This window comes from Luteitalea sp. (assembly GCA_009377605.1).
Taxonomy (GTDB): domain Bacteria; phylum Acidobacteriota; class Vicinamibacteria; order Vicinamibacterales; family Vicinamibacteraceae; genus WHTT01.
In genome coordinates, this window is sequence record WHTT01000082.1 from 1 (window position 1) to 14,368 (window position 14,368).

13 protein-coding genes are annotated in these 14,368 nt (G+C 62.1%); 8 read left to right on the forward strand and 5 right to left on the reverse strand.

What is annotated here, in order from left to right; translation table 11 throughout:
- Positions 1 to 266 precede the first annotated feature (266 nt).
- From GEV06_22050 to GEV06_22060, 3 genes are all read left to right on the forward strand, one after another.
- Complete coding sequence (locus GEV06_22050; protein ID MPZ20572.1) at positions 267 to 794, forward strand: hypothetical protein; 528 nt, start codon at positions 267 to 269, stop codon at positions 792 to 794.
- Positions 787 to 1,482 (forward strand): hypothetical protein, encoded by a 696-nt coding sequence (locus GEV06_22055; GenBank protein ID MPZ20573.1) that lies wholly within the window; start codon positions 787 to 789, stop codon positions 1,480 to 1,482. Before GEV06_22050 ends, GEV06_22055 begins: the two co-directional genes overlap by 8 nt.
- A gap of 189 nt (positions 1,483 to 1,671) precedes the next feature.
- Positions 1,672 to 5,058: a DUF4020 domain-containing protein gene (locus GEV06_22060; protein ID MPZ20574.1), complete on the forward strand. Its 3,387-nt coding sequence runs from the start codon at positions 1,672 to 1,674 to the stop codon at positions 5,056 to 5,058.
- A gap of 269 nt (positions 5,059 to 5,327) precedes the next feature.
- On the opposite strand, the gene GEV06_22065 is transcribed toward GEV06_22060, so the two are convergent.
- The 5 genes from GEV06_22065 to GEV06_22085 all read right to left on the reverse strand — a co-directional run bounded on the left by GEV06_22065 (position 5,328) and on the right by GEV06_22085 (position 9,145).
- Complete coding sequence (locus GEV06_22065) at positions 5,328 to 5,729, reverse strand: hypothetical protein (GenBank protein ID MPZ20575.1); 402 nt, start codon at positions 5,727 to 5,729, stop codon at positions 5,328 to 5,330.
- A 286-nt stretch (positions 5,730 to 6,015) separates the two neighbouring features.
- On the reverse strand, positions 6,016 to 6,486 hold the full coding sequence (locus tag GEV06_22070) for an SLATT domain-containing protein (protein ID MPZ20576.1): 471 nt from the start codon (positions 6,484 to 6,486) through the stop codon (positions 6,016 to 6,018).
- 129 nt (positions 6,487 to 6,615) lie between these two features.
- On the reverse strand, positions 6,616 to 7,503 hold the full coding sequence (locus GEV06_22075) for a nucleotidyltransferase (GenBank protein MPZ20577.1): 888 nt from the start codon (positions 7,501 to 7,503) through the stop codon (positions 6,616 to 6,618).
- A gap of 46 nt (positions 7,504 to 7,549) precedes the next feature.
- On the reverse strand, positions 7,550 to 8,911 hold the full coding sequence (locus GEV06_22080) for a hypothetical protein (protein ID MPZ20578.1): 1,362 nt from the start codon (positions 8,909 to 8,911) through the stop codon (positions 7,550 to 7,552).
- A gap of 27 nt (positions 8,912 to 8,938) precedes the next feature.
- Positions 8,939 to 9,145 carry a hypothetical protein gene (locus tag GEV06_22085; protein ID MPZ20579.1) on the reverse strand — a complete coding sequence of 69 codons (207 nt, stop codon included), beginning with the start codon at positions 9,143 to 9,145 and terminating at the stop codon, positions 8,939 to 8,941.
- Positions 9,146 to 9,336: 191 nt separating this feature from the next.
- Between GEV06_22085 and GEV06_22090 the strand changes: the two genes are divergently transcribed.
- From GEV06_22090 to GEV06_22110, 5 genes are all read left to right on the forward strand, one after another.
- Positions 9,337 to 9,696, forward strand: a complete 360-nt coding sequence (locus GEV06_22090; protein ID MPZ20580.1) for a helix-turn-helix domain-containing protein — start codon at positions 9,337 to 9,339, stop codon at positions 9,694 to 9,696.
- Positions 9,693 to 10,226, forward strand: a complete 534-nt coding sequence (locus GEV06_22095) for an ImmA/IrrE family metallo-endopeptidase (protein MPZ20581.1) — start codon at positions 9,693 to 9,695, stop codon at positions 10,224 to 10,226. The genes GEV06_22090 and GEV06_22095 overlap by 4 nt, the downstream gene beginning before the upstream one ends.
- Positions 10,227 to 10,262: 36 nt before the next feature.
- Positions 10,263 to 12,272, forward strand: a complete 2,010-nt coding sequence (locus GEV06_22100) for an N-6 DNA methylase (protein MPZ20582.1) — start codon at positions 10,263 to 10,265, stop codon at positions 12,270 to 12,272.
- Between the two features lie 239 nt (positions 12,273 to 12,511).
- The gene (locus tag GEV06_22105) at positions 12,512 to 13,702 is read left to right on the forward strand and encodes a restriction endonuclease subunit S (GenBank protein ID MPZ20583.1); all 1,191 of its coding nucleotides are present in this window, start codon (positions 12,512 to 12,514) and stop codon (positions 13,700 to 13,702) included.
- Entirely contained in the window at positions 13,699 to 14,358 is a 660-nt protein-coding gene (locus GEV06_22110) for a DUF4433 domain-containing protein (protein ID MPZ20584.1), read from the forward strand. Before GEV06_22105 ends, GEV06_22110 begins: the two co-directional genes overlap by 4 nt.
- Positions 14,359 to 14,368 lie beyond the last annotated feature (10 nt).

The window sequence follows — 14,368 nt, forward strand, 5'->3', positions numbered from 1 at the left end:
CCGGGCGCCGCGCTCCGGGACTTATGCCACGAATCACTGAGACAGGACACTAGCGCCGCTGGCGTCCCACCCCACTCGGCGTCGGCTGTGGAGACACGTACATTCGCAATTGGCTGGGTGTTAGGGACGATTTCCGCAACTACCTCGTCCATGCGGCCTGAAGCTTCCCGTCGCCTCCATTCCCTTTGAACGCGTGCGAAGACGCCAATCTTTCACTTGTTCTGCTTGCCGCTTGCCATTCAGTATTCTAGATTCTAGAATAAGGAATGGCTCAAGGCCTGCTGCCTCAAGATGTGGTCGTGCTCGCCAAGCTGGTGAGCTACGGTGGAGAGCGTCCGCCGATTGCTCGGGTGGCCGGCGACCTGGCGTTGAGCCCCTCTCAGGTCCATGCATCGCTTAAGCGCTTGGAACGGTCCCGGCTGGTGGACGCCCAGACGGGTCGACCGCTCTTGAAGGCGGTCGAAGAGTTCCTGATCCATGGCGTCAAGTACGCATTTCCGGTCCAACGCGGTGAGGCGACGCGCGGCGTGCCGACGGCGTACGCGGCACCGCCGCTGAGTGACCAGATCGTCGACAACGGCGACCTCCCGCCCGTATGGCCCGATCCGGATGGTGAGGTACGCGGCGCGACCCTCGAGCCACTGCACAAGGCCGCGCCGAAAGCCGCCCGGAAGGACCCTGCGCTCCACGAGCTTCTGGCGCTGATTGACGCGCTACGCGATGGACGTGTGCGTGAGCGGCATCTGGCGGAGAAAGAGCTGAGCGCGCGGCTACGGAGGCTCCTTCGTGGCTGATCCGAATCGCGTGCTCTTCGAGTCCGTCGTGCACCTGCTCGCGCCGGTGCTCGATGAGCTCGTGTTCGTTGGCGGCTGCACGACAGGGCTGTTCCTCACCGATCCGGCAGCGGGCGGCATCCGACCGACGAAGGATGTCGACGCGATCGTGGACGTGACGTCATACGCGAAGTACGCCGCTCTCTCGGAACGGCTGCGCGCGCTGGGACTCGCCGAGGACCCCACGCCAGGCGCGCCGCTCTGCCGGTGGCGACGGGACGAGTTCATCGTCGACGTCATGCCGGTGGACGAGCACGTTCTTGGCTTCAGCAACCGGTGGTACCCGGCCGCCATCGAGACGGCTCAGATACTTCAGATCGCCGGACACGAGGTGCGAGTGGTCACGCCGGCGCTGTTCATCGCGACGAAATTGGACGCGTTCCATGGACGCGGCGATGGTGACATCGTCGCGAGTCACGATCTCGAGGACATCATCGCCGTGGTCGATGGGCGTCCGGAGATCGGGAGCGACGTCGCCGCCGCCCGCGCCGACGTGCGCGACTATATCGGCACGGAGATCCGAGCGCTGCTCGACGATCCCAATTTCGTCGAGGCGCTCGGCGGCTTCCTCCTTCCGGACGCGGCGAGTCAGGGACGACGCTCGCTTCTCGAGGCGCGGCTTCGAGCGCTCTACTCGCCAAGGACCTGACGGGGATGTGGATCAACCGGGATGTCGACCTGCCGCAGGCACTCGTAGCGGCACAGCGAGAAGGCCGCCTCGTCATCTTTGCGGGCGCAGGAGTCTCAATGGGGCCGCCCGCCAACCTCCCCTCCTTCGAGGACCTCGCCGTTCAGATCGCCGGAGGCGCGCTACCTCGGAGGCCAACCGAGCCCCTGGATGCCTATCTTGGACGCGTCGAACAGCACGGCACCAATGTCCAGGCAAGGGCCCGTCATAGACGTGGAGACGTCCACGCCGCGCCCCCTGCATCACGCACTGATCAGCCTGTTTCGAGACGAATCGGCCGTTCGGGTGGTGACGACGAACTTTGACCGACATTTCACGACCGCACTCCGCGAACGCTATCCTCATGTCGACATCTTCACCGCTCCGGCGTTGCCTTTGGGGCGCGACTGGACTGGGTTGACCTACCTGCATGGGGCTGTGGAACGAGACCGCAGCCACCTCGTCGTGACTGATCGCGACTTCGAGCAGGCGTACCTCGCCGACGCGTGGGCCACTCGGTTCCTCATGACCATGTTCGAGGCGTACGTGGTTCTGTTCGTTGGGTACAGTCACGCCGACCCCGTCATGAGGTATCTGGCGCGCAGTTTCGTCGGCGGCACGTCGCGATTCGCGCTCACGCTCCCTGATCAAGATGATCACTGGACACACCTGGGCATCGTTCCGGTTCACTTCCCGAAACGAGTCGCTCCGGACGAGTACAGTGCCCTCGATGACGCCATTGAGAGCTGGAATGCCGCGGCGCGCATGGGCGTGTTCGATCATCGCTTGCGGATCGGCCAGCTGGTCGCGCTACCGCCGCCGCTCGAACCCGAGAACATCGACTACCTGCGAGGCGTTGTGGGCAATGCCGTGACGCTCCGCTTCTTCGTTGAGCTGGCGACTCTCCGTGAATGGCTTGATTGGGCCATTGGCGAACGCCTTCTTCAGCCGCTCATAGGACCGGAGCCGCTTGGCGACACTGGCCGGCAGGTCGCGCATTGGTTCGCGGAACGATTCGTCGTTCCCCATGCCGAGGTTGCACTGCAGTTCGTCCAGAATCACCTCGCAATACTGAATCCGGGCTGCGCAGATGCGATTGCGTTTCGGCTAGCCGTCGGTCGAGACCCTTTGCCGGACGGCGTTCTACGGTTGTGGGCAACCGCGCTCGCGGCTGCGGACAACACTCATCCACACACTCTTGAGAGGCTGCTGCGCGCCTGCGTGGATAGCGGCGACAACGCCACGGCCTTGGTCCTCTTCCGCGTCCTGCTGCGTCCGCGCTTACGCTTCGATCCGGTGTGGAGTGGGCTGCATGATGAGACCCCGCCGGTGCTCGATGTGGAATTGGCCCTCAGAGGCAAGCCGTACGATCTTCGCAACGCCTGGGACCGATCGCTACGGGCCGAGATCCCAGCGCTCCACTGTCAGCTCTTAGCCTTGGCGACCGAGTGGGTTTACGAGGCGTCGGGGCTGTTGCGCGCTGCCGGGAAGGCAACAGACACCTGGGATCCTTTGAGCTTTCACCGATCCGCGATCGAAGAGCATGAGCAGGACCACACGCACGACGACTGGGGCCTGATCATCGATATCGCGAGGGACACCATCGACTGGGCAGTCATCCATGACGCGACGCTGGCGAGCGCGACGATCGCACCTTGGATCACCGCCGGCCCGTCGCTCCTTAAGAGGCTCGCGATCCATGGAACCGCACGTCGAACCGACGTGTCACCGTCCGAAGGACTCGATCTGATCGAACGTCACCAGTGGCTGTACGACTCTGGCTTGAAACACGAGACGTTCGAATTGCTTCGCGCCGTGTTTCCCCACGCAACTGATGACGCACAGCAACACTTTGTCGCCTACTCGATGGATGCCGCCGTTCTCTCCACGGACGGAGAGATTGACAAGGACGCCGCGCGGACGATCAACTACGAGCGCTACAACGTGGCTGTGTGGTTGGTGCAAGTCGCACCGGATTCGCTGATCGCGCGGGACCACCTCGCCCAAATGCAGGAGAGACACCCTGACTTCGCGCCTCGAACGCATCCTGACATGGATCGTTGGATCAGCTCAGGGTGGGTCGGTCCCCGCAGTCCGATAACTGCCCAAGAGCTCCTCGCGATGCAGCCGTCCGACGCGGCCACCTATGTCAGCGGCTATCGGCCGGAGAGGCCGAGCTTTGACGGCCCCGACCGTTCAGGATTGATGACCATCTTCTCCCAGGTGGCAGGTCAAGACAGGCCCTGGGCCATGTCGGTTGCGCAATCCCTCGTCGCGGCAGGCCGTTGGGACGGTGATCTGTGGGGCTCTCTCCTTCAGGCTTGGCGCGCACCCACTCTGTCGGACGTGGAACTCCGAGACGTGTTGGCCATCCTGGACGACCATGCTCGAGTCGGGGCGACAGCGGCTCTCGAGGCTGCTCACGTAATCGAAGACGCACTCGACCGAACGGATCTTGTTGAAGCGGACATCGCCCGGATTGAACGGATCGGCGAACGACTCCTGACGATCTCCGATGGCCTGCCTCCAAGTGTGTACACGAATGGCGTCCTTGACTGGCTGACTAGCGCGCTCAACCATCCGGCGGGCGAGGTCGCAATGGCTTGGATCAAGGCGGTGTCCAAGCGGATGAGTGCATCGGCCGACGGATGGAACGGGTTGCCGCCAGAGACTCGTGAGCGATTCGAGGGGCTGCTTCATGGCGAGGGGCACAATGCATCGCTCGCGCGCGTGATCTTCGCGAGCCAAGTCCACTTCCTGTTCAGAGCGGATCGCGCCTGGACAGAAGTGAATGTCGTGCCTCTCTTCGATTGGGCAGTCGACGCGGACCGCGCGAGTCAGGCGTGGCACGGTTTCCTGACTTGGGGACGGTGGAACGACCCACTCTTTGCCTGCATGTTGCCATTCACACAACAAACGTTCACGCGCATCGACGCCCTCGGCGAGCAAGCGCACGCCTTCGTGACGGCTCTTGCGAACGTCGCGGCGTACTCGCAGCTTGATCCTTGGATCAATGCCGGATGGCTCTTTCAGTTCGTGCGTGAGGCGAGCGAAGCTCACCGTGCCGAGTGGGCCCGAACGTTTGGTCGAAGTCTGGAGGCCGGGTCCACCGAAGGAAGCGCGGCCATATGGCAACGTTGGCTATCCAGCTACTGGCAGGCTCGCATTACGGGCGTGCCGCGGCCGTTCGCCGATGCGGAAAGAGAAGCGATGGTCGCTTGGGTATGCCCGCTGAAGGGCAACTTTCAGGACGTGATTCGATTCTTGGCGAGTGCCCCGCCCGACGTCCTGGACCACTTCACCCTGTATCGCCTCAAACAGTGTGGCCTTGCCGAGTCCCACAGTGCAGCCATCGGCAAACTGCTGGCCGACCTGCTTCCGCACGTCACCGAAGTCCAGCACGACACCGGTGAACTGTTCGACCTTGCAGCCGGTGCCCTTGCGGGCGGGGCAGACCGGGGGGACGTACGGCGAATTGCCGCCGAGATGCTGCGTCTCGGACTCACGGATGGCGAGCGGCTGCGCCGTATGGCGGACGACGCGCCGGACGGAGCCTAGCGACCCAAGAATCTGCCTGAAAGATCTCGTCCCAAACTCGCGTTCATACGAAGTAGGGACGGGTGTGCTCACGGAAGAGCTTGGCTGGGTGTTAGGGACGATTTTCGACACTACCTCGTCCATGCGGCGTGAGAATTCTGCTCGTGTCCAGGCCCCCTGACGCGCACTGCGGAAAGGATCTTTCGAGGATCGATCTGCGTTCTACAGGAGTAGTTCGCCCCACGTCTCCGCCTCAGCCGCGAACAGCGGAGTCCACGCGAGTGACTATCCTATTCGCTCATCGAAGCGGGACGGAGCCGCCTACGCACCTTCAGATATCGCATGGCGAATGGCAAGATCAGTAGAGGATGCAGCAGAAACACCAACACGAACGCGGTCCAGGTCGGGTTGAGTGGAATCACCAGTTTGTCGACGCCAACGATCGCCGCCGTGAGGAGAAGTGAGGCGGCGACATACATTGCCGTGAGTTTGAAAGCGAGGCGCTGTTCGCCCGGCCCGGTCTTCAGGAACTCCTTCGCCAACTCTCGTGGCGCCCCGAAGGTGCCGATGGCTGCCGCGAATGCCTCGGGCACATCGACACCGGCGCTGAGTCGTGCCTGAGCGTGGGTCGTTTTACGCGATCTCGCCGACTGGCGACACACGGCACAGGGAAGGGCGAGCATCGCGGCCATTGGCGCAGTCCTCATGGGCCGTCGGCGTCGCCAGTCTGAAAGATCTCCCCCAAACTCGCGTTCGTAGAGGCAGGGACGGGTATGCCCTACCGGAAGAGGCTGGCTGGGAGGCAGGGATTCGAGCCCGGTCCGATGAGCCGAAGGCGAATCGGCCGCGCCTGAAACCGTGCTGACCAGCCCGCCGAGCGAACCGGAGGTGAGCGAGGTGGCTGGGTGTTAGGGACGATTTCCGCAACTGGTTGTTCAGCGCCGCCTGATCAGTGAAAGCCGGCCACTTGCCCACCAATCAATCCTCGGGAGATTCCTCGGCTCCGACCCCGGCCTTGCGATCTGAGAGACGCCCTGGCTTGTCGACGGAGTACGTGCCCTCGCCGTCAGAGATAACCTTCTTTGCCTGCCCGTAAGCCCATCGCGGAATCTGTGGGCACGTTTCGTTCAGTCGACCCTTCTCCAGCGCAAGGTCCTTCAGACGCTCCGTCAAGACGCGTGCAGGCTCATCTGTCCAGCATTCGACCGTCCAGAAGATGCGCGCCCGACCGTTAAGCGCCTCGTACTTGTTCCCGGCATTCAGGTGGGCTGCGGCCCGTTCATTGGGGTTGAGGAACGTTTGGAGCGCGGCCAGCGCCGCTGCCGCACCCGACAATAGTCCAGCGGCCAGCCTGAGCCAGACGTTCGCGAAGAACGAGAAGGCAATCGCACCAGCGGTCGCGGCGAAGACGGCATTCGGCACCCCGATGCCAAGATGGAATCGTGTCATCGCTCGGCGGCAGCGTAGTGGCCCTTGGCAGAGAATAGAGTGCTCTCCTCGATTCGCTTGGCCTCCTTGACAATCTCGTTCAGGCCCTTCGACGGAACAATCTCGCCGGTCGTCATAGCCGTTGGGTTGTCAACCATAGGCCGGAAAATAGTCGCCGAACACACGCCGCCACGCCTCTATGGCGTCTCGCAGCGTACCCCGACGGCCGTGATCCTCAGCGCGGATCGCTCGCTCATACGCGACCTGGAACTTTGCGACCGCGGCCTGAATCTTGTCTTGCGTGTTGAGGTACTGACCCACATCGTCGCCATAACCAGCTGGGTCAGGATTCCGCTGCGTCACCAAGGCGCGCCCTTTGTCGAAGACATACCGGACACCAGACGGGAAGTCCGATATGCGCACGTTGGAAAGGATCGATAACGCGAGCACCTCAAGGTGGAACGAACGCAGGATCCCACCACTCGCCCGGTTCCACCCCTTCAGCATCTTGATCATCGGTACCAGGCTACCCCCATGCGCGGCGTTGGCGTCGACCATGAGTTGCACGTGGGTCCGCGGATCGGTTGAGAGCCACTTCTGAGTGATTGAGTTCGGGATGAGGAATCCGCCGCCCTGGCGACGAACTCCGGGCACAACATCGACGACGAAGCCGCTGAATCGTATCGTCACGGCTTGGCCATTGCGACCAATGTCCGGAGTACGGGTGTATGTCCTGCGAAGGGTTCGTTTTACGAGATCCAGGAGGCCGGCAGGTCCGCCGTTAGTTCCCTGTTCGCGATAGTGGTGGAAATAGCTCGCAGGCAGAACGACGAGCACGTCCACGTCCGCCTCGTTGAGCGGAGCAATCATTGTGCTTCTAGAAGAGGAGCCAGTCAGGAACGAGTCCTCGACTTCCAAACCGGCCTCGAGAACCTCTCGGACGTGCGCTTGCCGCGTGGAAACGGTTTGCTTTTGGAGGCCCGTGATCTCGAGGTTGGCCTTGAAGTCTAGAAACGCCTGCGCCACAGTAGTCGCCATCCCGTGCCTTTCGTCTCGTACCTGCTCCTGGCGTGTCGCCAGGGCTCTACCCAGCGCCCATGGCCCACGGCACGGGAATCTCGTCGTTGCCCTTCCAGCCCCTGAACGCGCGGCACGCGTACTTCCCTCGATAACCGTAAAGAGCGAGGAGCGTCAGTTCGAAGAACTGCAGCCCAAGCTGGCCTGCCTGCCAGTACATAATGCCGTCCACGTCGTTGAGCCCCCGCCGGTTCTTGGCCGTCGGGTGGACCAGTCTCTTGCGGAGTCTCGTCAGGCAACCGGGTCCGTCGAGCTGCTCGCCCGAGGCATACGTGCTGAGCTCCGTCATCCTCGCCGGCACGGCCGTGGGGATGTCGAGCCCTTCGAGCAGCGTACGGATGCGGCCATTCGCGCTGAGACCATCGAATTGCGCCTCGGAGAACGCGTTGCCGCGTTCGACAAGCCGAACCCACGCCAGCAGCTCCAGCGCAATCTGGACCAACGGGATTCGAACCTCGTTCGCGACGTGGGCGGCGTTCGCCGCCATGTACCAGGACATGCCAGTCCTGATGGCATCGTTCCACACAGCGTCGGCCCACAGATCGAGGAACCCAGCGAACAAGTCGTCAAGCTGCAGACGGCTACGCGTTGGCAGCCAACTCGAGACTGTGTTCGGCTCGTCGAGCCGCCAGGAGCCGATCTCGAACCAGCTCTCGCTGAACGACCTGCCGACCGATGGCAGAATCGGCCCTGTCCTCGCTCCACGCATGAACCCGAAGAACCAGTGCAGAGCCCTTAGGAGATTGTCCGCAGTCTCCTGCGACATCGAACTGGTCTCAGCTCGAAGCTCGCCGATATGGGAGATCACGAATCCCGGTTGCCGCTCCGCCAGCTTCGTCAGTTCTCTGACTTCGGAGATCGCATCGAGTGTGCAGGCAAGCGGGCCTGCCTTCATGGTCAAGCGGCCGGACTCGCACCACCATGACGTCTCAGTCGAACGAAGAACGGCATCACCGATGAAGTCCGGGAATCGAACGAGATAGAACTGGACCCGATCGGCGCTGGACAAGGGTCGGGAGACACCCTTACCAAGCAGCCCCCGAACGACGGGACGCTCGGGATTCGGCTGGACGTGGCTCAGGAGCGCGGGGCCGGTCAACCGCAGGTTCGGAGCGGCAAGCTCGAGCGGCTGGTCGTCCAGACTCGGCGACCAGCGCCCGCTGAAGAGGCCAGCGAACTCGATCCCGGGTTTTGGAAGCCAACGGAGGCAGAGGCCACCTTCAATCTCCCCGAGCACAGCTCCATCGCGCAGCAGCCGAAGCGGCTCCGTCGTCAACGGAATGTCTTCGTTGAGCCCACGCATGGCGAACTCGGGCGTGAGACGCTCGGGCACGCCGGCGAAGATGTCCCTGATGTCGTCACGGCTCATGGCAACCTCGCCAACCTAGCCGGAGGGCTAGCGACGGCCTCGCCGTCCGTACGGCGACTGGTTCGTCGGCTTCAGCGACACGCCCAGCGACGACGCGCGTGTGTAGACGGCAGAGGGAGATCGGCCCAACTTGAGGCCGATTACGCGTGTCGGCGTGTTCTGCCGAGCCAGGGTCTGAAGCCGCCGATCAGATGGCGCGTTCCACCGTGTGCCGGAATTCCGCGTGCTCTTCATGACGTCCTCCAATCGACGAAGGGATGCACAACCCCGAGTTTAGGGTCGCCGACATATTCTCGTACTTTGTGTGTGTGAGTCAATCGTTGATAAGTTAAGACAGTAATACTGTCAGTCCACATGACCATCACTGTAGCGCCGGGACAGTATTACTTGACAAAGAGACACGCGCGCTGGTAAAACCCGCATAGATGCCGCTGGCCGCCGACCAGTTCTACCTTGAGGTTGGGCGCCGTATCCAGGGCCTTCGTGCCACCAAAGGCCTCACCCAGGCTGCCCTGGGTCGTTTGCTAAATCCTCCTGTCACCAGGGCCTCCATCGCCAACCTGGAGAGCGGCCGGCAAGGGCTCCTCCTCCACACGTTCATCCAAATCACCAAGATCCTCGAATGCAGCTTGAGCGACCTTATACCGCCTACCACCACCGCGCGCGTGGATATTGCGCTCGAATCCCAGGTCGCCCGTGAACTGGGCAAAGCTAAGGTTCCCGACGAAGCACGGAGGCGCATCAGCCAGCAGTTCATGCTGCCAGCGAAGAAGAACAAGTTATGAGACTACATTGGGCTCGCAATCAGGCGGAGCGATTGCTTCAGCGGCTCATTGAAGAGCGACGAATCACGGTGCCACCCGTTGATCCCCACAAAGTGGCCAAAGCGGTCGGACTGATCGTCGTTTTAGACGACCTTGGGCCTGAGGTTTCTGGGCTGCTGATCCGGCGAGGCGAGCAGGCGCTCGTGGCAGTTCGTCGTTCGGATCCGGCGAGCCGCCGAAACTTCACAGTCGCCCACGAAATCGGGCATCACGTGCTCGGCCATCAGTTCCATGCAGGCGAGCACGTTCATGTCGACAAAGGCAACTACATCAGCCAGCGCGGTCCTCGGTCGTCAACCGGCGCTGATCCGAGGGAAGTCGAGGCAAACCAGTTCGCCGCCGCTCTGCTGATGCCATCCTGGCTGGTCCAAGAAGAGGCCGAGAGGCTCGGCTCCCCACCTCTCGACTCCGACGTCGCGGAGATGGCAAGACACTTCAAGGTGAGCGAGCAGGCGATGACGATTCGGTTGACTAGCCTACGACTCCTGTAGCCAAGACAGCTCGATCTCTCAGCACCGGGATGCAACATGGCTTCGAGCTCCACGGACACCGCTCAACTCAACTGGATCGCGAACTTCATCTGGGGCATCGCCGATGATGTCCTTCGAGACCTATATGTTCGAGGGAAATATCGCGATGTGATCCTCCCCATGACGGTCCTGCGCCGGCTTGATGCGGTGCTGGAGCCAACGAAGGCCGCCGTTCTGGAGATGAAAGAGTCGCTCGACAATGCAGGCGTGATTCACCAGGACCGTGCCCTGCGCCAGGCGGCCGGCCAGGCGTTCTACAACACGTCCGCGTTTACGATGCGAGACCTGCGCGCGCGCGCCAGCCAGCAGCAGCTCAAGGCGGACTTCGAGGCGTACCTGGACGGCTTCTCGCCCAACGTGCAGGAGATTCTCGACAACTTCGAGTTCAGGCACCAGATCCCGAAGCTCGCGAAGGCCGATGCCCTCGGCACACTCGTCGAAAAGCTGCTGTCGCCCGACATCAACCTGAGCCCGATGCCTGTGCTGAACGGCGACGGCTCCGTGAAGCATCTCGGCCTCGATAACCATGCGATGGGCACGATCTTCGAGGAGCTCGTGCGCAGATTCAACGAGGAGAACAACGAGGAGGCGGGCGAGCACTGGACACCACGAGATGCCGTGAAGCTCATGGCGAGGCTGGTCTTTCTGCCCATCGCCGACCAAATCGAGTCAGGGACGTACCTCCTCTATGACGGGGCATGCGGCACCGGCGGGATGCTGACAGTCGCGGAGGATACGCTCCGTGAGCTGGCCGAACGGCACGGGAAGCAGGTCGCCACCCATCTCTTCGGCCAGGAGATCAACTCGGAGACTTACGCTATCGCCAAGGCGGACTTGCTCCTCAAAGGCGAAGGCGAAGCCGCGGACAACATCGTCGGCGGCCCGGAACACTCCACACTCTCCAACGACGCGTTCCCCTCGCGCGAGTTCGATTTCATGCTTTCGAACCCGCCCTACGGTAAGAGCTGGAAGAGCGACCTCGAACGGATGGGAGGGAAGAACGGGCTCAAGGACCCCCGATTCACGATCACCCATGCAGGCGATCCCGAATACTCACTCGTTACCCGCTCCAGCGACGGCCAGATGCTCTTCCTGGTCAACATGCTTTCGAAGATGAAGCACGGCACGCCGCTTGGCAGCCGGGTTGCCGAGGTTCACAACGGCTCATCGCTGTTCACGGGAGACGCCGGGCAGGGGGAGAGCAACATCCGACGCTGGATCATCGAGAACGACTGGCTTGAGGCCATCGTGGCCCTCCCGCTGAACATGTTCTATAACACCGGCATCGCCACCTACGTCTGGGTCCTCACCAACCGCAAGCCGGAACACCGGCGCGGCAAGGTGCAGCTCATGGACGCGACGAAGTGGTTCAAGCCGCTCCGCAAGAACCTCGGCAGGAAGAACTGCGAGCTGTCTGAAGACGACATCCAGCGAATCTGCGACACGTTCTTGGCTTTCGAGGAGACGGAGCAGTCGAAGATCTTCGACAATGCCGCATTCGGCTACTGGAAGGTGGCGGTCGACCGCGCTCTGCGACTGAAGGGCATCGAATCCGACCGCGTATACTCAGCCAAGGAGATCAAGGCACTGAAGGAGGCCGCCGATCGTGCCGCCGATGCGCCGCCAGTCATCAAGAAGATCCACAGGAAAGGCACGACTCCCGATCCGCTACGCGGCCTATTCCCCGTCACCATCGGCGGCAAACCGGCTGTTGTCGAGTACGAACCCGACCCGGACTTGCGCGATACGGAGCAGGTGCCGTTGCTCGAAGCGGGCGGCATCGAGGGGTTTCTCCGCCGCGAAGTCCTTCCCTATGCCGTCGATGCGTGGTACCTGCCGGACAGCGTCAAGACGGGCTACGAGATCAGTTTCACGCGGTACTTCTACAAGCCGCAGCCTCTGCGCGCGCTCGACGAGATCCGTGCGGACATCCTGGCACTGGAGAGAGAGACAGAAGGGCTACTCGGCGAGATCGTCGGAGCGACGCGGGCTCGGGAGGCGCTGTGATCACCGGCCTCAAGCCCTATCCCGCGATGAAGGACTCCGGCGTGTCGTGGTTGGGGGACGTTCCGGATCACTGGGAACTTCGACGTACGAAGACCCTGCTGCGTGAGCGCGTTCAAAAGGGCTTTCCGAACCAACCGCTGCTCGCCGCCACGCAGACGAGAGGGGTCGTGCGGAAGGATCAGTACGAGAATCGGACAGTTCTCGCGCTAAAGGACTTGCACCTGCTCAAATTCGTTCGTGTGGGCGACTTCGTGATCAGCCTTCGGTCCTTCCAGGGTGGTATCGAGTATGCCCGGGAGCAGGGGATCATCAGTCCCGCATACACGGTTCTTTACCCGGCACAGCCAGTCATGCACGGTTACTTGGCATGGTTGTTCAAATCGAAACCATATATTGGAAACCTGTCGCTGCACGTCACTGGCATTAGACAAGGCCAGACCATCGACTACGAGAAGCTAGCGCGGGCAGCGCTGCCGACGCCCCCTCTCCCTGAACAAACCGCGATCGTCCGTTTCTTAGACCATGCGGGCCGGCGGATTCGGCGATACATCCGCGCCAAGCGGAAGCTGATCACACTCCTGAACGAGCAGAAGCAGGCCGTTATCGACCGCGCCGTGACGTGCGGCGTCAACCGAGCTGTCCGTCTCAAGCCTTCCGGCCTGCACTGGCTGAAGGACATACCCGCGCATTGGAGGTTCGCGCGTCTCAAGGACGTGGCCGTTGTACAGACCGGCCTGACGCTGGGCAAGGACTACCGCGGTCAGGTAACTGCGATCTGGCCGTACCTGCGAGTAGCTAATGTGCAACACGGTCGACTTGACCTGACGGACGTGAAGTCCATTGATGTCCCTGCGTCTGAGGTGACCCGGACGACGCTGCGCCCCGGAGACGTACTCATGACGGAGGGCGGAGACATCGACAAGCTCGGGCGCGGCTGCGTATGGCGAGGCGAAATTCCCGGTTGCTTGCACCAAAACCACATCTTCGCCGTGCGATGCCGTCAAGACGTTCTGATCCCAGACTTCTTGGTGGGATTGATGGTTTCTCGGCACGGGCGTACATACTTCCAATTGACCGCGAAACAGACCACCAATCTGGCATCGACGAACAGCGGCACGCTGGGCGCGTTCCCTATTCTTATTCCGCCACTCAACGAGCAACGTGCCATCACTCAGGCAATCAAGGTGGAGGCGTCTCGAATTGATGCCGCTGCAAGTCGGGCCGCACGTGAGATCGACATCATGCGCGAGTACCGGGCACGACTGGTCGCCGACCTGGTTACAGGCAAGCTTGATGTGCGTGGCGCCGCTGCTGCTCTCCCTGACGAGGCCGATGACTCTGACGTGGTCGAGCAGGTTGCGCTCAATGTCGAGGCGGAAGACGGGGGCGAGGAAGCGGAGCCGAACGCCGGTGAGGAGGTCGAAGTGTGAGTGGCCCCCCGGCCGACCCGAAGATCTACCACATCATTCATGTGGACCGGCTGGCGTCAGTCGTATCGGATGGTCGACTGTGGTGTGACGAGGTGATGGCCGAGCGAGAGGCGCAGGGCACGATGATCGGGATGACTGATATCAAAGCGAGGCGTTTGTTGAATCGCCTGGGAAGCCGACCCGGTCTGCGAGTTGGCCAATGTGTGCCGTTCTACTTCTGTCCCCGCGCCGTGATGCTGTTCCTGATTCATCGCGCCAACCACCCGAATTTGGCGTATCGCGGAGGCCAAGGCCCGATTCTGCACTTCGAGGCCGACCTCCATACCGCCGTCGAGTGGGCAGAGGGCAACGGGAAGCGCTGGGCCTTCACGCTGTCGAACGCTGGTGCAGCCTACTTCGAGGATCGCTGTGAAATCGCTCGGCTCGTCGAAGTCAATTGGCCCGCAGTTCATGCGAGCTCGTGGTCTGGACCGGGGGTGGATCCCTTCGTGAAGGACGGCAAGCAGGCCGAGTTCCTGATCGAGAATTCCTTTCCCTGGAAGCTTGTTTCACGCATCGGAGTTCGTACACCAGCAGTCAAGGCGCGAGTCGGTCAGGTGCTTCGCGATGCAGCTCATCGGCCTATGGTAGAGGTTCGCGCTGACTGGTACTATTAGGAGAGGCGTC